The sequence below is a fragment of the Limnofasciculus baicalensis BBK-W-15 genome (assembly GCF_024178385.1).
GTDB lineage: Bacteria > Cyanobacteriota > Cyanobacteriia > Cyanobacteriales > Coleofasciculaceae > Limnofasciculus > Limnofasciculus baicalensis.
Genome location: NZ_JAMZMM010000066.1, coordinates 1 through 20,867, shown reverse-complemented (window position 1 = coordinate 20,867; position 20,867 = coordinate 1). Strand labels below are relative to the sequence as shown.

At 43.1% G+C, this 20,867-nt stretch carries 24 protein-coding genes and 1 pseudogene; 1 reads left to right on the top strand and 24 read right to left on the bottom strand.

All coding sequences use genetic code 11. The features are described from left to right. Window positions 1–214 precede the first annotated feature (214 nt). The 7 genes from NJ959_RS09190 to NJ959_RS09160 all read right to left on the bottom strand — a co-directional run bounded on the left by NJ959_RS09190 (window position 215) and on the right by NJ959_RS09160 (window position 4,373). Window positions 215–397: a CsbD family protein gene (locus NJ959_RS09190; RefSeq protein WP_254011455.1), complete on the bottom strand. Its 183-nt coding sequence runs from the start codon at window positions 395–397 to the stop codon at window positions 215–217. 51 nt (window positions 398–448) lie between these two features. Then, window positions 449–778 carry a CsbD family protein gene (locus NJ959_RS30115; RefSeq protein WP_256528970.1) on the bottom strand — a complete coding sequence of 110 codons (330 nt, stop codon included), beginning with the start codon at window positions 776–778 and terminating at the stop codon, window positions 449–451. Between the two features lie 129 nt (window positions 779–907). Beyond that, window positions 908–1,369, bottom strand: a complete 462-nt coding sequence (locus NJ959_RS09180; protein WP_254011454.1) for a BON domain-containing protein — start codon at window positions 1,367–1,369, stop codon at window positions 908–910. A 34-nt stretch (window positions 1,370–1,403) separates the two neighbouring features. Then, a complete protein-coding gene (locus tag NJ959_RS09175) occupies window positions 1,404–2,426 on the bottom strand; it encodes a hypothetical protein (RefSeq protein WP_254011453.1) in 1,023 nt (340 codons plus the stop codon). A 355-nt stretch (window positions 2,427–2,781) separates the two neighbouring features. After that, window positions 2,782–2,964, bottom strand: a complete 183-nt coding sequence (locus NJ959_RS09170; protein ID WP_254011452.1) for a CsbD family protein — start codon at window positions 2,962–2,964, stop codon at window positions 2,782–2,784. 263 nt (window positions 2,965–3,227) lie between these two features. Beyond that, a complete protein-coding gene (locus tag NJ959_RS09165) occupies window positions 3,228–3,758 on the bottom strand; it encodes a DUF3122 domain-containing protein (protein ID WP_254011456.1) in 531 nt (176 codons plus the stop codon). Between the two features lie 72 nt (window positions 3,759–3,830). Then, window positions 3,831–4,373 carry a rhodanese-like domain-containing protein gene (locus NJ959_RS09160; protein WP_373693633.1) on the bottom strand — a complete coding sequence of 181 codons (543 nt, stop codon included), beginning with the start codon at window positions 4,371–4,373 and terminating at the stop codon, window positions 3,831–3,833. Window positions 4,374–4,718: 345 nt separating this feature from the next. Between NJ959_RS09160 and NJ959_RS09155 the strand changes: the two genes are divergently transcribed. Beyond that, entirely contained in the window at window positions 4,719–5,204 is a 486-nt protein-coding gene (locus tag NJ959_RS09155) for a DUF4079 domain-containing protein (protein WP_254011450.1), read from the top strand. A gap of 69 nt (window positions 5,205–5,273) precedes the next feature. On the opposite strand, the gene NJ959_RS09150 is transcribed toward NJ959_RS09155, so the two are convergent. The 17 genes and pseudogenes from NJ959_RS09150 to NJ959_RS09075 all read right to left on the bottom strand — a co-directional run bounded on the left by NJ959_RS09150 (window position 5,274) and on the right by NJ959_RS09075 (window position 20,006). After that, window positions 5,274–6,491, bottom strand: a complete 1,218-nt coding sequence (locus tag NJ959_RS09150; protein ID WP_254011449.1) for an acetate kinase — start codon at window positions 6,489–6,491, stop codon at window positions 5,274–5,276. 172 nt (window positions 6,492–6,663) lie between these two features. Next, window positions 6,664–9,099: a phosphoketolase family protein gene (locus tag NJ959_RS09145; protein ID WP_254011448.1), complete on the bottom strand. Its 2,436-nt coding sequence runs from the start codon at window positions 9,097–9,099 to the stop codon at window positions 6,664–6,666. Between the two features lie 180 nt (window positions 9,100–9,279). Continuing rightward, window positions 9,280–9,612, bottom strand: a pseudogene (locus tag NJ959_RS09140) (histidine phosphatase family protein); the annotation flags it as partial. Between the two features lie 68 nt (window positions 9,613–9,680). After that, entirely contained in the window at window positions 9,681–10,613 is a 933-nt protein-coding gene (locus NJ959_RS09135; RefSeq protein ID WP_254011446.1) for a polyphosphate kinase 2 family protein, read from the bottom strand. A gap of 250 nt (window positions 10,614–10,863) precedes the next feature. After that, entirely contained in the window at window positions 10,864–11,070 is a 207-nt protein-coding gene (locus tag NJ959_RS09130; protein ID WP_254011445.1) for a type II toxin-antitoxin system HicB family antitoxin, read from the bottom strand. A gap of 12 nt (window positions 11,071–11,082) precedes the next feature. Next, entirely contained in the window at window positions 11,083–11,307 is a 225-nt protein-coding gene (locus NJ959_RS09125; protein ID WP_254011444.1) for a type II toxin-antitoxin system HicB family antitoxin, read from the bottom strand. 97 nt (window positions 11,308–11,404) lie between these two features. Further along, window positions 11,405–12,739: a type ISP restriction/modification enzyme gene (locus NJ959_RS09120; protein ID WP_254011443.1), complete on the bottom strand. Its 1,335-nt coding sequence runs from the start codon at window positions 12,737–12,739 to the stop codon at window positions 11,405–11,407. Between the two features lie 22 nt (window positions 12,740–12,761). Beyond that, window positions 12,762–13,037, bottom strand: coding sequence for a type II toxin-antitoxin system RelE family toxin (locus NJ959_RS09115; RefSeq protein WP_254011442.1), 276 nt, complete (start codon window positions 13,035–13,037; stop codon window positions 12,762–12,764). Continuing rightward, window positions 13,018–13,446 (bottom strand): DUF433 domain-containing protein, encoded by a 429-nt coding sequence (locus tag NJ959_RS30345; RefSeq protein WP_305069154.1) that lies wholly within the window; start codon window positions 13,444–13,446, stop codon window positions 13,018–13,020. Before NJ959_RS30345 ends, NJ959_RS09115 begins: the two co-directional genes overlap by 20 nt. Window positions 13,447–13,460: 14 nt before the next feature. Further along, window positions 13,461–15,221, bottom strand: coding sequence for an N-6 DNA methylase (locus NJ959_RS09105; protein WP_254011441.1), 1,761 nt, complete (start codon window positions 15,219–15,221; stop codon window positions 13,461–13,463). Between the two features lie 150 nt (window positions 15,222–15,371). Then, window positions 15,372–15,965, bottom strand: coding sequence for a PspC domain-containing protein (locus tag NJ959_RS09100; RefSeq protein WP_254011440.1), 594 nt, complete (start codon window positions 15,963–15,965; stop codon window positions 15,372–15,374). 36 nt (window positions 15,966–16,001) lie between these two features. Further along, window positions 16,002–16,154 carry a lmo0937 family membrane protein gene (locus tag NJ959_RS30650; protein WP_373693632.1) on the bottom strand — a complete coding sequence of 51 codons (153 nt, stop codon included), beginning with the start codon at window positions 16,152–16,154 and terminating at the stop codon, window positions 16,002–16,004. 296 nt (window positions 16,155–16,450) lie between these two features. Further along, on the bottom strand, window positions 16,451–16,843 hold the full coding sequence (locus NJ959_RS09095; RefSeq protein ID WP_254011439.1) for a phage holin family protein: 393 nt from the start codon (window positions 16,841–16,843) through the stop codon (window positions 16,451–16,453). Between the two features lie 63 nt (window positions 16,844–16,906). Then, window positions 16,907–17,089, bottom strand: a complete 183-nt coding sequence (locus NJ959_RS09090; RefSeq protein WP_254011438.1) for a YqaE/Pmp3 family membrane protein — start codon at window positions 17,087–17,089, stop codon at window positions 16,907–16,909. A gap of 310 nt (window positions 17,090–17,399) precedes the next feature. Continuing rightward, the gene (locus NJ959_RS09085) at window positions 17,400–18,176 is read right to left on the bottom strand and encodes a sterol desaturase family protein (protein WP_254011437.1); all 777 of its coding nucleotides are present in this window, start codon (window positions 18,174–18,176) and stop codon (window positions 17,400–17,402) included. A 79-nt stretch (window positions 18,177–18,255) separates the two neighbouring features. Beyond that, a complete protein-coding gene (locus NJ959_RS09080; protein ID WP_254011436.1) occupies window positions 18,256–19,326 on the bottom strand; it encodes a PRC-barrel domain-containing protein in 1,071 nt (356 codons plus the stop codon). Window positions 19,327–19,469: 143 nt separating this feature from the next. Next, window positions 19,470–20,006, bottom strand: a complete 537-nt coding sequence (locus NJ959_RS09075; protein WP_254011435.1) for a Dps family protein — start codon at window positions 20,004–20,006, stop codon at window positions 19,470–19,472. Window positions 20,007–20,867 lie beyond the last annotated feature (861 nt).

Below are 20,867 nucleotides of genomic sequence, written 5' to 3'. Positions count from 1 at the left end.
GGGCAGGGGAGAAGAGGAAGATGAGGATTTTTAGTAATAATTAATGCCTAATTTTATTTGACTAGAATTTATCACCTAAAAATCCCTCCCAGTCTGCTTTCTAGGTTGAGCAAATTTTGAGAATGAAACAGCCCTGGTAGGGAAGGGGGGCAATAAAAAGGAAGGGGGCAATAAATGAGATTCAACATATTTACCCCCTTCAACAAATTACCGACTAGTCAATCATTTTTTTGACTTCATCTTTCACATTTTCGACAGTGTGAAGAATCTTTGCCTCTGCCTGTTTTTCCTTACCCTCTGCCTGAGTTTTGGAATCACCAGTCAGATCCCCCACGGCTTCTTGAACTTTACCCTCAATATTTTTGGCGGTTGCCTTAGCTCTATCTTTTAAACTCATGACGATCTCCTTAATTAACTTTGATAACTTTAGATGTTGTTTAACCGATCTTTAATCGAGAATATCTTGAACCTTATCTTTCATCTTTTCTGCTGCCGTACTAGCTTTACTTTCGACTTGCTTGGCTTTTCCCATAATCTGATCTTTGCGATTGCCAGTAATGTTGCCCATCGTTTCTTGAGCTTTCCCTTCAATATTTTTGATCGTTGCCTCGGCTTGATTCATGGCTAAGATTTGATTTTGCGTTTGGCTGATGAGTTGTGTGGGTGAAGTTGCAGCCCAACTATCGGCAGAGCCAAAACCAAAAGCTATGGTAGTTGAAAGGATTACAGCTAAACTCATGGTGAGAAAAAGGCTACGAATTTGTTGAATAGAAATCATCTGTTTTACTCCAAAAAAGAATTGAATTGATTAACGAGAAATGGATGATGAATAACTCATGTATGTTTCATTAATCTGAAACAAATCGTGACTTACTCCTTAGTCATTAGTTAGTGAGAGCAAAGAGTTTTATGGCTTCACGACAGCTTTTACCATAACGCTCTTAACTCCTTTTATTTCCATTACTAATGGTTTAATCTTATCGAGTTCTCCCTGCGTTTTCACCTCCCCCGATACCGTAACATCCGCGTTTTTAGTAGTAACGGTAAGCTTATCGCCAGGGAGATTTGACTCTAGCTTGTTGCGCACTTCACTCACCAAATTTTCCTCAGTAGATTTTTGAGAATCCCCTCCCACATTATTCCGCTGCTCCTTTGCCCGGTTATCTGCTTCTACCTGCTTTTTGCGCGTTTCACTTTGAGCATCATCTTGGGTAGTTGGACTATTTTTCGCTGCCGAAACTTCTCCCTTATCGTTTGTCGGAGTATCGGATGCCGTATTCGGCGGCGAGCTGCAAGCTGATAGAGTTGCTATCAACAAAACGTTGACTACTAAGGGCAGAGCAGAGCTAATTTTAGCGATCTTATTCATCTTTTTATCCTTAACTGTGGATATTAGTACCAACTCATCGCTCAATTTTCTGAACCCGTGGATGAGGGGCAGAAAGTATTGTCGCAGGCGGCACTGACTCGTCAGATAAATCGTAGGCATACCACTCATGAACATGATGCTTACTGAAAATTGATTTAGTCAGGGTAATATCTGCTTCTGAGCCTTCAACCATGACTAGATAATCACCCTTAGAAACCCGCTCGCTATAAACCTGAGCGCGATCTTCGGGTATGCCTAAGCCGATTAATCCACCAACCAAGCTACCAGCAGCAGCACCGATAACACCGCCTGAAATAGTCGTAGCGATAGCAGTTGCCGCAGCACCAGCCAGCATCACTGGTCCGATACCAGGAATTGCGATCGCGCCCAAACCAACTAATAAACCAGCCAAACCCCCTAAACCGCTACCAGCGATAGCTCCATCTTTAGCTGTTTCCCCAGCTTTATTTTCATGGGTATGTAGCTTCTCAATATCTGCCAGTTGATTGCTTGTATTAGCTCCTGTCGCTTCAGTATGGTTATTAATATCACTCCCCACTACTGAAACTCGATCCATCAAAAAACCACTATCTTTTAATTCACGCAGAGCGGTTTCAGCTATTTCATAAGTTGAGAATGTGCCGACAGCGCGTTGTTCTAACATCATTGTTTTTTCCTGAGATTTGTTATTGATTGATTTGTCTAATACCCAACTGTCTGAATCCTTTGGTTCGCTGTTTTTTTCATCTCGCAAGTCTCCCGGTGTTTCATAGTACATTTCTGGCTCAATGGCAAAGTTATCCACTAACCCTTCTTTATCAACTGTAAAACCACCAGTTGTATCGATACTTTCAGATCCCGCAGGGTGTTCAGCCAGATGCTTGAAATTGTCACCCTCATGCTCTTTTCTCGCTGCTGTTTCAGCCGGAATGATATGCGCGTCATAGCTATCGGGGGTAGGGGAATCATATAATTCAGTCCCCTCATGGTCTTGTCGGACTGCTGTTTTTCGGGGATCGTTTTGGGACGGAGTTGTTTGAGCGGTTGGAATGGTCATGGCATTTGTTTCTGATAATTTAGTAGCTTTACAGATTGGCAATTATGCCTTCTGTAATCTCCCATCCGATGAATCTCAGCTTGTTCTTTTTTCGTCGCGAATTGAATGGTTTCTTTCAGGGATTTTGTCCTGATGAATAACTGTAGGGTGGGCAGTCCCCACCAACGTAATAATCAGCTTTTTGTCTTATATTGGGGACTGCCCACCCTACATAAAACTCTTTTTTGACATTGGTATTAGCAACTTACTTATCTCAAAAGAAGCTATTCCTTTAGGAAGCATTCTTATGACAATAGGGTTTCAATCCTTTGTCGGGATGGCAGGTGATAAGCTGTTCGTCGTGACAAATGACCGACTAGTCAATATTTTTCTTGACTTCATCTTTCACATCTTCAACAGAGTGACGAACCTTTGCCTCTGCCTGTTTTTCTTTGCCCTCTATCTGATCTTTCGGATCGCCAGTCATATTGCCTACTGATTCTTGGACTTTACCTTCGATATTTTTTGCGGTTGCTTTGGCTTTATTTTGTAAACTCATGATGCGCTCCTTATGGAATTTGAGAACTGGTTACCTGAATCGAGTTAACAACTCTGGCTTCTGATATCACTGTGACAGGCGGTTGTTCTATTTACTGAATGAATTGATTAAACCTGAATGAATTGATTCAATACGATACAAAATGTAACTTAATGTGAATTCATCGATTTGGGTTTTTGGGTTTATTGACATCCTATTTTCCCTTGAAAGGCGGAGATTCCTAGAGATACAAACAGGTTTAACTGTTCCTATTCTAGATGGGGTCAACGATCGGAAATTGTTCGCCATTCTTGAATCACCGTAGATGGGATTTCTAAGTTGATCGATGAACCAGTTACCATCGGTAAAGTTAACTGAAGGGGAATTTCAGGCTGCAACTGTAATAGGATAGGCAGAATGTCATATTCTGCGACATTTGCTGGGGTTGGTATATTCTGATAAATTTCGCCAGAAATATCCTTGGCGGTCAAAGTTTGCCCCAGAGATGTTGTCAGCGTCAGCAGTTGCCTGCGATCGAATTCCACCGTACTAAGAAAGCCCACTAGCCGCAGAGAGACAGTTGCACTACCCTCGGGATGGATGCGCTTGAATGCGACAACCTCCCAGGAATTTCCGTTCTGATCTTGCAGGTTTTGCCGGGATTGGTAGAGCATTTGCCCTGGATATTCTTCCATTTGCGTCACAGCAGCAAAAGCGGGCAAGGGACTCCAGACAACCAGTAAAACGCAGATTAAAACAGCCAGCAGCCAGCGCATTGGGCGAATTCTAGATTCGTTAAAGCAGATAGAGTTCATCACAAAAGTCCTCATAATCTCTTGCAGTTTCAGAGTAAAAATTAGGATTCTAATCCTAATTTTTTTTGTCCATTACCTGGAGGTGATGCCAGCGGGTAGCGTATCGATCGCCTCCCCTGCGGCTTGCCAACCTACAAAACTCGGTGGAAAACCCTGGACATTCTCATAGCCCAACAGGTGCAACGTCATCACCCCCATTCCCGATCGATAACCGGAGGAGCAGTACAATACCACGGGGCGATCGTGAGGAATTTGAGTCAGATTCTGTGCCAGGGTTTGGAGCGGAATGTTGATCGCGTTAGGGATATATCCCGACTTATACTCAGAGGGTTCTCGGACATCAACCAACAGGGTTTGAGGGTTCTCTAACAGGCTTTTTAACCCTTTGACAGTGCCGATCGTGTAATAGCCTGCTGGAATTGACGTGAGAAAGCGATCGACTCCCGATTCCAGATTGAGAGATTCTTCAGACATAGTTTGTATTCCTTCTTGAAATGTTGATCCAGTCTCTGTAATAGTTGCTGCTATGATTGGGTTTTGCCCAACACCAATCAAAAGGCAAAACCATATAACAAATCCCAGCAATATGGTCGGAATTGTCTTCTTAAATATCATAGATTTCTCCTGAAATGAATTCAACGCAATTCCCCCCCCATCTGGTCATCGGTTCTCCAGCTTTTCACGAGGAACACCAAAGACAGGGAGCGGTTTCCATCCAATGCGAGATCGAAATGCTGTTATCGATCTATGGAAGAAGCAACTTTCAAGGAATTGCAACATCTTCTGTAATATTCTTTTTTATTATAGCCCCTAAATGAATGGATAATTTTAGTGTAAAGACTTATATATTTCTAGAACAATTCATCCAATTTATACAGAACTAAAACACGATCTAAAACAAGAGAATGTCATACTTTTTTTTGCGATCAATTATCCATAGCTACTTTGGAAATACCCATTATGAGTTTGGAAAATTTAGCGGCTCTCAAGCCCTATCTCAGCTTTTTTCACCCCATTACTATGTGGATTTTGCTAGTCCTTGCGCTCTATGCGATGTACCTGGGTGTGCAAATTCGACGGACCAGGCTGGCCGAGGGCGATCTCAAGAAAGAACTGGTCAAAGGTAGGTTCGCTATCCGCCATCACCAAATTGGCTCCATACTCCTGGCGCTGATGGTAATTGGGGCAATCGGGGGGATAACAGTTACCTACCTCAACAACGGCAAGATTGCGATCGGTCCTCATCTGTTTGCAGGGTTAGGGATAGTGGGATTGATTTCCACTTCTGCGGCGCTGGTTCCCTTTATGCAGAAGCATGAATGGGTTCGCCGCATCCACATTTCACTGAACATCATTCTGCTGGGATTGTTTGGTTGGCAAGCTGTGACAGGGGTGCAAATTGTGCAGAATATTTTGAGCGAGATGAATGCCACTGCTGCGGGGTAAGTAGTATTCACCTACGGAATTAAAGAGTTCTATCAGATGCCGATATAAATCGTTATTAACCTAAATTCATTATGAATTTAGGTTACGCCAGCAATCCTGGGCGATTGCCCAATCTTCTTGGGTATGAATCGTAAAAATTCGTACTGCTGATTCAGCTTCAGCAATATCTAAATCAACGGGATTATTCTCATTTTTCTGTCGATCTAGTCTAATTCCCAAAAACTCCAAGGCTTCGCAGGCGGCTGCTCGAATTAAAGCAGAATTTTCCCCAATTCCGGCTGTAAAAATGAGGGCATCCAATCTATCTAGGCTCATCAGCATGGCACCAATAGAGGAACGTAGGCGATGGATAAATAGATTCAGGGCAAGCTGCGCACGGGGATTTCCCGCTGCTTCTGCTTCTATAATCTGTCGCATATCGGCAGACAAGCCAGAAATTCCCTTTAAGCCTGATTTTTGGTTGAGGATTTGCTCTAATTGATCGGGAGTATATCCCTCTTGCCGGAGGAGATAAATTAAAATTCCCGGGTCAACTGAACCGGATCGCGTCCCCATCATGAGACCCTCTAAAGGAGTAAACCCCATTGTGGTATCTATACTACGGCCATTGCGAATCGCTGACAGAGAACAGCCATTGCCTAGGTGACAGACAATCAGACGCAAGTCTTCGAGGCTTTTTCCCATGAGTTGAGCGGTGCGTTGCGCACAGTATTGATGGCTAATGCCGTGGAATCCATAGCGCTGAATCCCCTGCTCGTACCAACCATAAGGACCAGGATAAACCGCTGCGGCTAGAGGCAGTTGGCTATGGAATGCAGTATCGAAAACCGCCACTTGGGGAACATTCCCCAACGCTTGTTCGATGGCTTCGATCCCCGCCAGATTGATGGGATTGTGGAGAGGGGCGAAGCGGGCAAAATCTGCGATCGCGCCCTTCACCTCATCTGTGACGATAACACTCTCCCGATATTGCGATCCACCATGTACCACGCGATGACCAACAACATCAATATCTGAGAGTTGGTCGATCGCTTTGGTCTTCCCTTGCCATAAACTATTTAGTGTATAAGCCGTTGCCTCAGACTGGGTTTTGGCGGGAATTTCTCCTTTCAAGACAGTCCCTTGAGCCGTAGTAATTTTGATTTCTGCAACTCCTGAATGATGAGTCCAATCCACCACACTTTCCCAAAGGGGATTGGGTGGGCAACTGGGCAGAGTTACACCCGCGATTTCGTAAAGACAGCTCTTTTGGCTACTTGAGCCTCCATTAAGAACTAAGATTTTCATATAGCTAACCTGAGTTAGGAGTTAGGAGTTAGGAGTTAGGAGTATGCGCTTCGCGCAGGCTACGCCAACGGAGTTCGGAGTATGCGCTTCGCGCAGGCTACGCCAACGGAGTTCGGAGTATGCGCTTCGCGCAGGCTACGCCGAACTCCGAACTCCTAACACCGAACTCAATTTACTCCGGCCATTTCCAATTGACGATTTCCGGTTTATCGATACCGTATTCATTTGCATAACGACGACACTCAATTTGCTGATTTTTAAGCTGCTCCTTGGTATGAGCGCCCGCTACTTTCAGTTTAGGTACACGATCGATTACATCAATCGCCAAGCTATAGCGATCGACTTGGTTAATAATGGCAAGTTCCAAGGGCGTATTGATATTTCCCTTTTCTTTGTAACCACGAACATGGAGATTGCGATGGTTGGTACGCCGATAGGTGAGGCGGTGAATTAGCCAAGGGTAGCCATGGAAGTTGAAAATAATCGGTTTGTCTAGCGTAAATAGAGAGTCAAAGTCTCGATCAGAAAGTCCATGGGGATGTTCGGTTTCAGGTTGGAGTCGAAGTAGATCGACGATGTTGATAAACCGGATTTTCAGATCGCTAAAGTGTTCTTTTAGTAATACCGTTGCTGCCAATGCTTCCTGAGTTAGTACATCGCCAGCACAGGCAATCACCACATCTGGCTCTTCTCCTGCATCTGTACTCGCCCAATCCCAAATCCCGAGTCCTTTGGTGCAGTGCTGAATCGCACTATCCATATCGAGATATTGCAAATGAACCTGCTTGTCGGCGACAATGACATTAACGTAGTTGGTGCTGCGGAGGCAGTGGTCGCTAACAGATAGCAGTGTATTGGCATCCGGGGGAAGATAAATCCGAACTACGTCAGGACTTTTATTGAGGACTACATCTAAAAAGCCCGGATCTTGGTGGGTAAAACCGTTATGATCTTGCCGCCAAACAGTGGATGTAATCAGTAAGTTTAGCGACGCAATGGACGATCGCCAAGGGATTTGGTTGCTGATTTCTAGCCACTTACAGTGTTGATTAATCATCGAGTCGATGACGTGGACAAAGGCTTCATAGGTGGAGAAAAAGCCGTGGCGGCCCGTGAGGAGATAGCCTTCGAGCCAGCCTTCTAGGGTATGCTCGCTGAGGATTTCCATCACCCGTCCATCGGTTGCTAGTTCACTCCCGTCTGTATCTTCGGGAAAATATTCGGCCATCCAGACTTTTTTACTCACTTCGTAGATCGCCTGAAGCTTATTGGAGGCGGTTTCGTCTGGCCCAAAAACTCGAAAGCTCGTCATGTTATTGCGCATAACGTCGCGCAGAAAGATACCTAGGGGCTGGGTGTTCCCCACTTCTATCCTGCCCGGTTTGGTAATTTCAACCCCATAGTCTCGAAAATCTGGCATCCTGAGTGCTTTGCGTAATAGTCCACCGTTGGCGTGGGGGTTGGCACTCATGCGGCGATCGCCCTTCGGAGCTAATTCCCGCAATTCTGGAATTAGCCGCCCCGTTTCATCAAAGAGTTCCTCTGGTTTATAGCGCCTCATCCACTCCTCCAGAAGTTTGAAGTGGGCGGGGTTGGTTTTGATGTTGGCTAGGGGAACTTGGTGCGATCTCCAAAATCCCTCAACTTTATGCCCATCTACTTCCTCTGGACCGGTCCATCCTTTAGGGCTGCGCAGAATAATCATCGGCCAGAGTGGTCTGCTTATAGTACCGCTGCGGCGGGCTTCTGTCTGAATTTGCTGGATTTCAGTAATGCAGTGTTCTAGGGTTGCAGCCATGGCTTGGTGCATCGTCTCAGCGTCAGATCCTTCAACCCAGTAGGGAGTGTAGCCATAGCCTTTAAATAGTTGCTCTAGCTCTTCGTGACTGATGCGAGCCAGGAGAGTTGGGTTGTTAATTTTATACCCATTTAGGTGGAGGATGGGCAAAACCGCACCATCCCGAATCGGGTTGAGAAACTTATTCGAGTGCCACGCCGTTGCCAGAGGACCAGTTTCCGCTTCTCCATCCCCTACCATTACGACCGAAATCAGGTCAGGATTATCGAAGACTGTTCCATAGGCGTGGGAAATGCTGTAGCCCAGTTCCCCTCCTTCATGGATAGAGCCAGGAGTTTCGGGGGTGCAGTGGCTGCCAATACCGCCCGGAAATGAGAATTGCTTAAAGAATCGCTTTAAACCTTCTTCGTCTTCGCTCTTGTCAGGGTAAATTTCGGAATATGTCCCTTCTAAATAAACGGGACCGAGGATACCTGGAGCGCCATGGCCTGGTCCTGCTAGAAAGATCGTGTTGAGGTCATATTGTTTAATCAGGCGGTTGAGATGGATATAAGTAAAGGACATTCCAGGGCTAGAACCCCAGTGCCCGAGTAGGCGATTTTTAATATGTTTGGGATCGAGTGGCTTCTTCAATAGTGGATTGTCTTGTAGGTAAATCATCCCCACTGCCAAGTAGTTGCAGGCATTCCAGTAGGCATTCATCTGGTGCAGTTCAACCGGATTTAAAGGATTGCCCGTAATGGTGGATCGGGCTTCGCCAACGGCCTTAAGGGAGGGTTTAAGAGCTGGATTGGAAGGGGCTGTGACCATAATGACCTCTCAAAGGTAAATTTTTATTTTTTTTGATGAGTATAGCAACTGCCACAGCGGTTAGGACAATTGGCTCTAAGCCCCTGGTTAAAATTTGGTAGCTGAGAATGCCTTAACCGAGGAAAGCGACTGCTATAATGCCATTGCACTGTAGCACTGTTCAATTTGAGTCGGACTATTTCAAGTGCCCATAAGCTTGAGCAGCCGCCGATCGAGATGGGTGCGATCGCCTAAGCTATCTAGTAAGGGACCGTGGGCTTCAAATCGAATCATGCTAACCGAAGCGACTAAAATATTGAGGCGATCGCGATATCTTCCCAGGTCAATTCCTAGCAAGCCACACAAAATAATGCGAATCGTAGCCTTGTGAGAGACAACGAGAACATTGCCGTCTTTGTATTTCTCCTCGATTTCTGAAATTATAAGGGAGGCTCGACTGGCAACTTGTACTGCTGTTTCTCCTTCTGTCGGGGGGTTCCAGGCAGGCTCAGTTAACCAGCGCACATAGGACTTACCCAGCGAAGCTAATCATATTGTGGATGGTGCGTTAGCAAAGCATAACGCACCCTACAGGTAGTCTTTTATTCCTTACTCTCAAGAATTTCTTTTACTTGCAAAAGCTCTTGATATTGTTCTTTGCTGACCTTTGGATACTTAAGATTCAGTTCCTTCAACTGGTTATAAATGATGCCAGCTACGGCAAGGCGAGTAAACCATTTGCGATCCGCTGAGATAACATACCAAGGAGCATGTTCTGTGCTGGTATGATTGAACATATCTTCATAGGCAGCCATATAATCATTCCAAAAAGTGCGCTCCTTAGCATCATTAACAGATAATTTCCAGTTTTTTTCGGGGCGATCGATCCGTTCTAAAAATCGTTTTCTCTGCTCTTCTTTAGACACATTCAGGAAAAACTTTAGGACAATAATCCCATTGTTGACTAGATATTTCTCGAAGTTGTTGATTTCCTCAAAGCGGCGTTTCCAAATATGCTTATCTATTAAACTAGGCGGGAGTTGTCGCTGCTCCATAAGTTCTGGATGGACTCGTGTGACCAGGACTTCCTCATAATAAGAGCGATTAAAAATTCCAATCCGTCCTCTTTCTGGTAGGGCTTTGAAACATCGCCATAAATAGTCATGATCTAACTCTTCGGCAGAGGGAGCTTTGAAGCTATACACTTGGCATCCTTGGGGATTGATACCAGACATAACATGCTTGATGGTACTATCTTTACCAGCAGCATCCATTGCCTGAAAAATAATTAGCACGGCATTGGTATTTTGGGCATAAAGAATATCCTGATATTTTGCTAAAGCCTCAATACCTTCCTGCAAATCACTTTCAGCTTCCGATTTATCCAGATAATGGGCTTTATAATCTGGATCGTAGTCTTTAGCAAGGGAAATTTTCTTTCCCGGTGGAACAATAAAGTGACCGATCAAATCGTCAATCTTTTTGATAGGAAATGGATGGTCATTTGAATCTGTTTTAGTATGTTTATTAGTCATATTTTCAACTATCCTCTAGTCATTTTCAAGAATAAAAATTTAAACTGATAACTTGCACCAGTCGGAACAATTGGCTCTCAGCCCCTTGTTCTTTTATCAGTTCTGGCATCAAGCTCTATTTGCTAGGATGACATCAGAATGTTTTAAATGATGTATTGGCAATATTGGAGTTGTATGATTTGTATCAAAATGTTTTGAAACTTTACAAACTAATTGGCAATGCGGTAGGTGGGCGTACCCATGCCGCTATTTAATCCTGACTAAAAGCTAAAGAACCAGCCATTAATGGCTTCGGCAAAGTTCTTCCTAATGATTGATACTCTTCTATTAAAAGTTCTATCACCTCTTCGCCATTCTTTAGCGCTTCTGCATAGGTTTCACCATGAGTATGAGCATAGGGACCAAACTCAGGCAAGCTAACCACATACTTACGATCTTCATCTGACCATTGACTCATAATGATAAATTACTACGCAGAAACAAATTCAAAACTAGTCAACCCCAAAGCCATTTCTCCATGTTCCAATTTGTCAGCAATAACCCGTAATGCTAAAGCTTGAACATTAGCGATCGCCTGTTCTTGACTATTTCCATATACTAAAGCACCCGAAATTTCGAGAATCTCAGCAATCCAGCGACCATCATCTTCTTGTTCTGTTTCGATGGTGAAATGATTAGAAATATGTCTTGTCATATTGGTTTCCTCAAAAATGAATTTAATAGCTTAGGTTAAATTATATTCCCTTACAGTTTCATGAATGGAGTCTCTATCTGGCAAATTATTTTCTCCTTTAATCTTTTGGTAAACCTAAATCTGGCAAGCTTTTCACAATTTTAACGGTTTCTAAGCTAACGGTGATTACTTGCTTAATCAATCTCACGATGTATTCTTCGTCATCAAGGCGATTGGGATCGTTGGTGATGCCGCTTCGTTTGTCGTTGCTGACTTGGTATTGATCGATGATCCAGTCTAGGGCGGAACGATTGCCTAGTTTGTATTCAAAGGTTTCGAGGGGAATGCCTGTAAGCGTGAGGAAGTCGTTATATTTGATTTGGGTTTTGTCTTTGCTGAGGCGCATTTTTTCGACTCGCCAATCAATTGGGAGATCTTTGTTTTCGATATGTTTGAGGCGATATTCGGGTTGTTGTTCGTAGTTGACATGGATTTCGGTGAGGCGTTTTCCTGCGATCGCGAAGGGATGAAATTCTGGTGCGAAGGGGATGCGCGGTAATTCGCGTTTGAGGTTGGCGGCGTAACGTTGGCGATAGTGGGGATGATGGAGTAGGGCGTAGGTGTAATGGAAGATGTCCCATTTAGTAATTTTGGGATCTTGATAATGGGTTTGGAATTGTTCTAACGCCCAATCGGTGATATTTTCTTGACGATTATTTCCCTCTTTTTCATAAATGTAGAAAGAGAAGCATAAAGAATCTCCAGTAAGATGAAAATCAGGCAAGCTATGAGTTATTACACAGTGAAACGGTTTTGTAATACCAAAATAGCTAAAGCAAATAACCTGATTTTCTCTTTCTGTCTCTTCTGTTGGGAAAATATATGGAAATTGGTATCGCCTATTATTTAAATGACGATCAAAATACAGCCAAGAAACCACAAATGGTCTATAAAGCGATCGTCTTAATTTTTCAGGGTTAAATTTTACACAAACACCTCTTTTTAAATGTTCTTTTAAGTCGCCTGACCAGCTAAGTTTAGTGTCGTCATTAGTTATAAAATCATCAATATTAATATTCTTATTTTCTTTTTGTTGCCATTGAATTAGTTGTTCATTGTAAGTACTAATCATTCGTTGAATATTAAGAGCTAGATCTTTGGAAACAAAGTTGTAAGCCCAACTATCTCGATTAGTTTTTACTCCGTTACTAAAAATTTTAAAAATACAATCAGTTACATCTCCTTTTAATGCTTTAGTTTCTCTACTTCCCAACGCAATAAAACTAACAAAATCATCCTCAAATCCTTCTGTTAGCCAAACATATTTTGTGTTCGGTTGAATCTCTTGCCAATCAACATCTTGAAGACTTTCAAACTTCTCCAAACAACTTAACTTCTGTTCCTTGCGCCAAAACTCATCCATCCGCGCATAATAAATCTTAGCCTTTCTCATAATTCAGTTTTGAACCTTAACATTAATAAATATCCCCTCTAAAATCTATCGCATAAATGAGTAATTCATTTTGTTCAAAATCAATTACATATACAACCCTGATTTTTCCAATCCTTAGCCTTGAGAAGCCATCCCAAGAACCTTTTAATGGCTTGACATCAAGTTCTTTAGAGATAATTGAATCTGGCTTTTCTGCTAACTGAAGTAAATAAAGGATTTTAGCTTTGATTTTTTCGCTATCTTTGGGTGGAATCTTTTCAAGAAACTTAATCGCATTTTTACTTAAAACTAGTTTCATTTCTCACCCAATCTGTCATGTCTACAAATTCGGCTCTGTCATAATCAGATGGCGAACCACAATGCTCCTCAATATCCGCTTGTTCTTCATCACTGACATAAGGCATCTGAGAGAAGATAAAAGCAAATTTTTCTTTCTTCAAAACCTCATTCATCGTCTTTTGGACAGTTTGTTGAACAACTTCTTTGAGTCCTTGAGTCTCTAGATTGACTCTTAATGTCGTAGCTGCATACTGTAGAACCTCTTGTATATCTTCTGCTTCTAAGTCAGGTAATGCCTGTAAAATTTCTTGATCTCGCATTCCATCAGCAAACATATCAAAGATAGTTGTAACAGGTATTCTCAAAGAGCGAATACATGGCACACCGCCCATCTTTTGAGGATTAGTTGTAATTCTCGCAAATTGCATAGCTGATTTAACCTCTAACGCTTTCTTACAAATATATTAACACTGACTCCCACTTGAATGCCAAAAACATTGTGTGTTGTTCCTGATAACTTAGGATTTTTGCGAATATTGCCGCCCAAGTCAAATACATAAATTTGGTCAAACTCCTTTTCTAAGTATTGTCGCATCCCGTCAAACGCAATACCATCAATAAAACTGTTATTTGTCACAAAAGCAACAACTCCTTCATCGCCTATTCTATCCGATGCCCAGCGAATAGCCTTAACATAAGGATCTGAAAGAGAGTTTTTCAAAGTCGCCTTAGATGCTTTAGCATAAGTGGCAGCCACGCGATCGTCAATCCCAGTCTTATTTTTAGTTGTGTACTTGCGATTTTTATTATGATCATTCTCATTTAACTGTCCCACGTTATAGGGAGGATTGCCAATCACCACAAATAAATTAGATTGCCTTTGGCGATCGACACGTTTCATATTTTTGGGACTAAATAAATCAAGTTGCTGTATATTTTGATCTTCAAAAGTATCAACTAAACAAATCCCCTCAAACGGCTCATATTTACCCGTTTGTTCAAAATACTCATGCTCAATATTCATCGAAGCAATGTAATAGGGCAACAACATCACCTCATTGCAATGCAACTCATGCTCATACTTGTGAGGCAAAGCCGACTTCTGGATTTCCGCAATCTCACGCATCACCCGCATAATGAAATTTCCCGTACCCACAAACGGATCGAGAATATGGACACCTTTATCCACCAAAGACTTGCCAAACTCCCGTTGCAAAATCTCCTCCACACTCTTCACCATAAAATTCACAATCGGCTGCGGTGTATAAACAATTCCATGGGTGTCCGCAACTTTTACCGAAAAACCCTGAAAAAATTTCTCATATACTGTATTTAAAAAATCCTGCTTTTGCGAAAAATCATCAATCGTTGCCGCCGTCTCTTCGATTGCCCCATAAAACCGATCTAAACTACTCAAAAAGTGAGCGCGGCTGAAATGCTTAGAAGTCAAAGCCTTGATTACTTTCTCAATCTCCACCGCAATAATATTTCGTTGAGCAAAATCGGGATTATTAAACACACTCCGAAAAATCCGTTCCGTCAACAAATGCTGAATCAACATCTCCTCAACTGCCGACTCCGATAGATTAGGATTAATCGACTGACGGCAAAGCTGCATAAATGCCGCAAAGGCATCAATAAACTTTTTGTTGGTTTTCTCCTCTTTGCGAATTAGCTCAAGTAATGCCGTTGCATGATCTTTCACCCGATCGCCAAATTCTGCGGCTGCCTTTTCCCATTGCGCGATCGCAGGAGCGCGATATTCAAAAAATTGGCGCACCACATCCACCAATTCCCGATCCTTGGTGATATCCACATCCATCACCAATTTGCCATCTTGATAGAGAATTGCGCGATCGGGCTGCTGAAAAATAATATTATCTTTGGGATAGCCCACCGCAAACTTTTTCTGAACTTCCTTCTTCAGATCGTCATTACTATCCTTCGCTTCCCAATAAGCACGCGGTAAATGATAGCTGTCAACCAATGCCCCATCAATCCGAATCGGCTGCTTTTTCGATCGCTTAATGGCAAATTGCTGCTCCAAAGTCCAGTCAAACTGTCGCCCACAAGACTCAAGCAACTGCTGAAAAGCCGATAACACCGCCCCCTCATGGACTATCCCTAACTTGGCATAGCGATTCAACGCCTCGTAGTAGTTTTTGATTGGCTTGTGCGATGGCTTGAGGCTGAGACTGGGCATATTAAGTCTCCATGAAAATTTTGAGCTATAGAACCACTATAGCAAAAGTCAACAGTCAGGCATTCAAAAGTCACGCATTGAAATGCCTGCTGTGAATTACTTCTGGCGTTTTCTGATGTCCTAACCGACGAAAGTGACTGCTGTAGTATTTCAATGAGCCACTAAATTGGATTCTATCTGCGCATCTAATGGGAACGCTAACCAAAACCAAAGGTACAGTAACAAAACAAATCCAGATCCAGATCCGACGACTGCTAAAATAACTGTGACAATCCGTACTCCTTGAATTGGCAGTCTCCATCGCCGTGAAATCGCTGCACAGACTCCTGCAATTACTTTGTGGCGACGACTGCGGTAAAAAGCGGCATTTGGTTTCCCTGAAATATTTATTTTTGTTGGCGATTTCTTGACTTTGATTCTCAACGATATAAGGAGTCCGATTGCACCGAAAACAGCCGATGGGATGGTCAAAATTGCCAGCCAGTGGGCAAACACCATCCCTGTAATCATTTCTCCATGCCAGGAAGGATTAGGACACTGAAACCTCATCGCTTCTGACTGACAACCAAAGCGTTTAGCCAAACCCATTCCTCCCCAAGCGAGTAGGAACGGGGAAATTCCGTAGAGGATGCAAATGCCAAACAAAACCAAGTGCCAACGTATCGAAACCGATCGCCGAATCGCAATCGAAGAAAGCGCTGGGCCAACAAATAACAGTATCAAAATAAAGGGTAAGTAAATCATTGTTTTTTCTGATTGCAAGCCAAGCCAAAACAGTTATTAGACACGTCCCCCTATAAATAAATTGTAGACAATACCAATCACCGCCAAAACAAAAAGTAAGTGGATTAAGCTGCCCCCAATGTTAATTGAGAATCCTAACAACCAGAGGATCATAAGCACAACAACACCAGTCCAGATGAGATTCAACATATTGTCCTCTTCTATTTAGATAAAAGTGATAAAAATCATGAATTACGGTAAATATAGCAGTCCTCAATCAGTCGTAAATAAATCCAAGCAAGAATCTTTGTAGTGCGGGCATCTTGCCCGCGTATATAGCAACCGCCACAGCGGTTAGAACAATTGGCTTAGAGCCAATTGTTAAAATTTGGTAGCTGAGAATGCCTTAACACGGGCGACTGCTATATTTTTACTAATAGTCTAGACTTGGCAAAACTCTTTTACTACTTGACCTTGACAAACTATCCCGACGATGGTTGAAGATTTTAGCTATTGCTAGTTACAGAAGAAGATTGACCAATCTTTTTCCCAGCAAAATAGTTATTGAGGAAAGTACTAGCAAATGACAAGATAACCGGACCAAAAATGAATGCTAATAAGCCATTCACCATAAAGCCAGGGACAAAGAGAGATGCGAACCAAAAGCAAAAGCCATTCACCACTAGTGAAAATAGCCCTAGGGTCAATAAATTAATCGGTAGCGACAGTACAGAAAGAATCGGTCGAATTACAGAATTGACCGCTCCAATGGCAACAGCGGCCAGTAATGCCGCCGGAAAATTAGCAATATTTACCCCTGGCACAGCCAAATCAACTATTAGCAAGCCCAAGGCTGTTGCTAAGGTAGTGACGAGGTATCCCATGATATTATTGTTCATGTTTTTTATCCAATAAACTACTTAAAAGGAGTCAATTTTGGTTGACGAATGCCAGTTTTATTTTTAAACTGACTCATTCAGAGCTTCATCTTGTTTAACGATTGCCCAAACTGCATGAATGCTGCCTGGAACCCAACCAAGTAAGGTCAGCAAAATATTGATAAACAAAGTCGATCCAACCCCAAAAGTAAGAAAAACAGCGACGGGCGGAATCAGGATTCCGAGCGCTATGTGCAGGAATTTCATTGTTTCTAATCCACTTTGGTTCTGGTATTACTGTAATAGTTGATTGTTCTATTTCCTGAATGAATTGATTAAACCTAAATGAATTGATTAAATACGATACAAAATGTAACGGATCTGAGTTCGGAGTATGCGCGAAGCGCAGGCTACGCCAACGGAGTTCGGTCGCCAATATTCCGTTTCGCGGGCTTCTTTTAAAAAAATTTCCATTTTGTGTCTTTTGCTCTTAAATTTTCACTCCTAACACCGTTGGCGTAGCCGCCCTGAAAGGGCTACTCCTAACACCGAACTCAGGTAACGGGCGATCCGCGAGTTAATCTCCATCAACTTTACTCGTCAGACGCTCATCAAACTTCTTCTGATAATTGGGGTCCTCAGTGCCAAGAAGTTTGTCCCAGAATGTGAAATACAGCCCATAATGCAACGTATATTTGAGGTGATGAATGGCATGATGGGCTGGCCCAATAAACCACCTACCCAGCCAATGGTGGGGAAACAATAGAGGCAAACGATCGATTCCAAGATGATTTAATACCGCCCACACCGTCATGGTAGTGAGTACCGCAATTAAAGTGATGAAATGGAGTGGAATGACAAAGACGATACCAACTAGGAAAAGGGATTGAACGATCGCCTCTAATGGATCAAAGGCAAACGAAGTCCACGGGGTAGGATAACGAGATCGGTGATGCCCCTGATGCACCCAGGGAAAGAGTACCGGGTGATGAAACAACCGATGGGTAAAGTAAAAGTAGGTATCTTGCAGAATTAACACCGCACCATAACTAACTCCTAAATACCACAGCCCATACTGTTCAGAGTCGCTATATAAGCGGGTAATGCCCCAACCGTATCCTGACATGATGAACGCTGCCGCCAGCCCAAACACCCCCGCAGAGAGAGCAGAAAGTTGAATATCCCGTTGAATCGATCGCCAGGAGTGAGGCTGATGTGGCAGATTGCGATTAATAAAAGACTCACCCAATGGCGAATATAAGAACAAATAGGTTCCCCCTGCCACCAGAAAATACCGTAACAGAATAATCCCAAAAAAAGCGATTCCGTAAAACCAAAATGAATGGTCGATCAATTTAATCTCCTTACTATTCCACGATCGCACAGTTCAATTTATAGATCGCCCAGGATAAATTCAAAAAAATAGCGATCGACTACAGCGCGGCTCTACCAGGCTTGGGTGCCCGCAGATTTTCTAGGGAGAGTCGAGGTTTTTCACTGTAAACTGAACTAAGCAGCAGATCGAGAACCTGAGACTGACGGGAACTTGCGATCGCCTCATGGGTGATTAACTCGCCCACATTGAGAATCACATCATCATCCCGATCGAGAATAACACGAGTTACCGGACGACCTAGAGCGCCTTTAATCTGCTTCTCCTCAATTGCCTGACTTCCACGATCCTGTAGCCCACTAGCGGTATCTTTCACTTGTGCCCAGAGACTTTTTGCTCCGGATTGAAGTTGCTCCCCTGTATTTTGGGTTGTGGACTTGAGGCGATCGCCTGCTACGATCGTGGCGCTACTGGTGCTATCTCGCACGGATTTACCTATTGATAAGCCAACCGCCTCTAGCAATGCTTGCTCTTGGTGGTAAGTCTTTGCCCTTTCAATCACTTGTGCGGTGACAATTTGACCGGGCGCAGCGATAATTGAACCTTCATCGCTGCGAACAACTTGCCGAATCCGCCTCCCTTCTGCTTGCTCGACAGTCAAACCAGCAACCACATTGCCAACCCTTTCACCGATTTTATCTGACAAACTGCCACCTGTTGCTCGATAGAGTTCATCCAAAACACCCAGATAGTCTGCCGAATTTGCGATCGCAGAAGTAACAATCTGCCCCTGAAGCGCAAGAGACTGCCCCCCTGGGGCTACAACGTTATGCTCAACCGTTTTACCAATTACAAAGGCTTTTTGCTCCTCTGGATCGACAATGGCATTGGTAATCGAGGTTGTTGCACTCCGTCCAAATTCTTGAATTTTATCTCCTGTGACATGAGCTGTTTCTTGGGCTTTTTCACTAGCGATTCGTCCAAATTCTTGAATTTTATCTCCTAAAAGCAAAACCTGAGCGCTACTAAACCAACCGGACTCATCGATCAGAAAACCAAGCAGTTGATTGCTATCTTGGTCAAAAATCAAGTCTTCAACGGTGTCAAATTTTTCACCCATATCATAGGAAACAATAGGCTTGCCAATAATATCTTTTCTCTTATATAGCAACCGCCACAGCGGTTAGGACAATTGGCTTAAGCGGGGCTTAAGCCAATTGTTAAAATTTGCTAGCTCAGAATGCCTTAACCGCCTTGGCGACTGCTATACATCGCTGGTAAACTCCCATATATTGATTTGCTTGAAGTAGTTTGCTAAATCCCTACCGTTTTTTTATCGGGCTTCGGTTTCAAGCCATCTGCTTCGACTGCTTCTCCCTCAATGAAAGAACGCAGCATCCAAGCCGTCTCTTCGTGCTGCTCCATCAAACCTGTGAGAAAGTCAGCGGTTCCGTCATCTTTAAACTTGTTGCTACATTTCTCAACATGTTCGCGCAAATTCCGCACGATTTGTTCGCGATCCTCTAGCAATTTAGATACCATTTCAGTTGCCGTAGGAACATTGCCAGGATGCTCTTTAAGAGAACATATTTTTAGAAATCCTTCCATCGTGCCCACGGGATACCCGCCTAATGTTCTGATCCGTTCTGCAATAGCATCAACATCGATCGTGAGAGCTTCATAATGCTCCTGCCATAGCTTATGTAAGGTCATGAATTGCGGACCAACAACATCCCAATGATATTTCTTGGTTTTGACTAGCAGCAAATAGGTGTCTGCCAAATCTCGGTTGAGTAGATCGATTGCGCCCTGACGTTGTTCATCGGTTAGTCCAATATTGATTGCCCGCATGGATAAATCTCCTTAATTTACAGTAATGGTTATAGTTACTTTGAGAATGAAACAGCTCTGGATATCCCCGCATATCGAGGATGGATTTGTAGCTGTGACAATTTACCTGTAAAGTTGCTACTTGAACGATCGTGGCATATAGATGTTTTAAATAATGTTTATGTAAGTGCTTGAATTGTCTGATTTGTACCAGAATGTATTAAGAATTTACCAACGCGCTACTGAAGAATTAAGGATCATTTCTCTAATTTAAAGCATCATGATACAATGATGCTTTAAATTATGTCTATTCTATGTAGATGTGGCACTCGACTGCTAAGGAGGAATAAATCTCAGAACGGTTGCCTCAAATACAGCAATCACTCCTTGAGAGATCAGTGCCCCAGTACTGGCATAGCCTGAGCGCAATGACTACAATACCAGTAAAGCCCGTTCAAACAGACATGGCGGAGTAAAACATTTGAACAACATGGGCATCTATGTCTTGTATCCATGGATTGATCTAGTTTTATTAAGCTGGATCGCTGCCTCTTTCTTGGCATGAGCCGAATGGGCAATGTTGCTGGAGAAGTCGGTAAATCATTCATGTCCTGAAAGCCGCATTAAAAAATTAAATTCGCGCATCTAAGACTCTGATCGATTGTTGCTTGATTTACTGAGTGAATTGATTGATTACGACATAAATTGTAATCAAATATAAGAAAAAATTTATAAACGCAACAAAAAGCCTCTCTCGATCTTCTGTTACTTGTCTAGCCTTGCTGTACCCAAACCGAAACTGAAGCAGCATTGTAGCAGAATTCCACCCGGGAGCATCCCGAGAAAGGAAGAAATGCAGGTTGTATTCTTGCTCCCCCCTTT

What these genes read in the sequence shown, in the direction of transcription:
- NJ959_RS09190 (WP_254011455.1), bottom strand. Translation starts at nt 397, where the DNA reads ATGAGTTTAAAAGATAGAGCTAAGGCAACCGCCAAAAATATTGAGGGT.
- NJ959_RS30115 (WP_256528970.1), bottom strand. Translation starts at nt 778, where the DNA reads ATGATTTCTATTCAACAAATTCGTAGCCTTTTTCTCACCATGAGTTTA.
- NJ959_RS09180 (WP_254011454.1), bottom strand. Translation starts at nt 1,369, where the DNA reads ATGAATAAGATCGCTAAAATTAGCTCTGCTCTGCCCTTAGTAGTCAAC.
- NJ959_RS09175 (WP_254011453.1), bottom strand. Translation starts at nt 2,426, where the DNA reads ATGACCATTCCAACCGCTCAAACAACTCCGTCCCAAAACGATCCCCGA.
- NJ959_RS09170 (WP_254011452.1), bottom strand. Translation starts at nt 2,964, where the DNA reads ATGAGTTTACAAAATAAAGCCAAAGCAACCGCAAAAAATATCGAAGGT.
- NJ959_RS09165 (WP_254011456.1), bottom strand. Translation starts at nt 3,758, where the DNA reads ATGAACTCTATCTGCTTTAACGAATCTAGAATTCGCCCAATGCGCTGG.
- NJ959_RS09160 (WP_373693633.1), bottom strand. Translation starts at nt 4,373, where the DNA reads ATGATATTTAAGAAGACAATTCCGACCATATTGCTGGGATTTGTTATA.
- NJ959_RS09155 (WP_254011450.1), top strand. Translation starts at nt 4,719, where the DNA reads ATGAGTTTGGAAAATTTAGCGGCTCTCAAGCCCTATCTCAGCTTTTTT.
- NJ959_RS09150 (WP_254011449.1), bottom strand. Translation starts at nt 6,491, where the DNA reads ATGAAAATCTTAGTTCTTAATGGAGGCTCAAGTAGCCAAAAGAGCTGT.
- NJ959_RS09145 (WP_254011448.1), bottom strand. Translation starts at nt 9,099, where the DNA reads ATGGTCACAGCCCCTTCCAATCCAGCTCTTAAACCCTCCCTTAAGGCC.
- NJ959_RS09135 (WP_254011446.1), bottom strand. Translation starts at nt 10,613, where the DNA reads ATGACTAATAAACATACTAAAACAGATTCAAATGACCATCCATTTCCT.
- NJ959_RS09130 (WP_254011445.1), bottom strand. Translation starts at nt 11,070, where the DNA reads ATGAGTCAATGGTCAGATGAAGATCGTAAGTATGTGGTTAGCTTGCCT.
- NJ959_RS09125 (WP_254011444.1), bottom strand. Translation starts at nt 11,307, where the DNA reads ATGACAAGACATATTTCTAATCATTTCACCATCGAAACAGAACAAGAA.
- NJ959_RS09120 (WP_254011443.1), bottom strand. Translation starts at nt 12,739, where the DNA reads ATGAGAAAGGCTAAGATTTATTATGCGCGGATGGATGAGTTTTGGCGC.
- NJ959_RS09115 (WP_254011442.1), bottom strand. Translation starts at nt 13,037, where the DNA reads ATGAAACTAGTTTTAAGTAAAAATGCGATTAAGTTTCTTGAAAAGATT.
- NJ959_RS30345 (WP_305069154.1), bottom strand. Translation starts at nt 13,446, where the DNA reads ATGCAATTTGCGAGAATTACAACTAATCCTCAAAAGATGGGCGGTGTG.
- NJ959_RS09105 (WP_254011441.1), bottom strand. Translation starts at nt 15,221, where the DNA reads ATGCCCAGTCTCAGCCTCAAGCCATCGCACAAGCCAATCAAAAACTAC.
- NJ959_RS09100 (WP_254011440.1), bottom strand. Translation starts at nt 15,965, where the DNA reads ATGATTTACTTACCCTTTATTTTGATACTGTTATTTGTTGGCCCAGCG.
- NJ959_RS30650 (WP_373693632.1), bottom strand. Translation starts at nt 16,154, where the DNA reads ATGTTGAATCTCATCTGGACTGGTGTTGTTGTGCTTATGATCCTCTGG.
- NJ959_RS09095 (WP_254011439.1), bottom strand. Translation starts at nt 16,843, where the DNA reads ATGAACAATAATATCATGGGATACCTCGTCACTACCTTAGCAACAGCC.
- NJ959_RS09090 (WP_254011438.1), bottom strand. Translation starts at nt 17,089, where the DNA reads ATGAAATTCCTGCACATAGCGCTCGGAATCCTGATTCCGCCCGTCGCT.
- NJ959_RS09075 (WP_254011435.1), bottom strand. Translation starts at nt 20,006, where the DNA reads ATGCGGGCAATCAATATTGGACTAACCGATGAACAACGTCAGGGCGCA.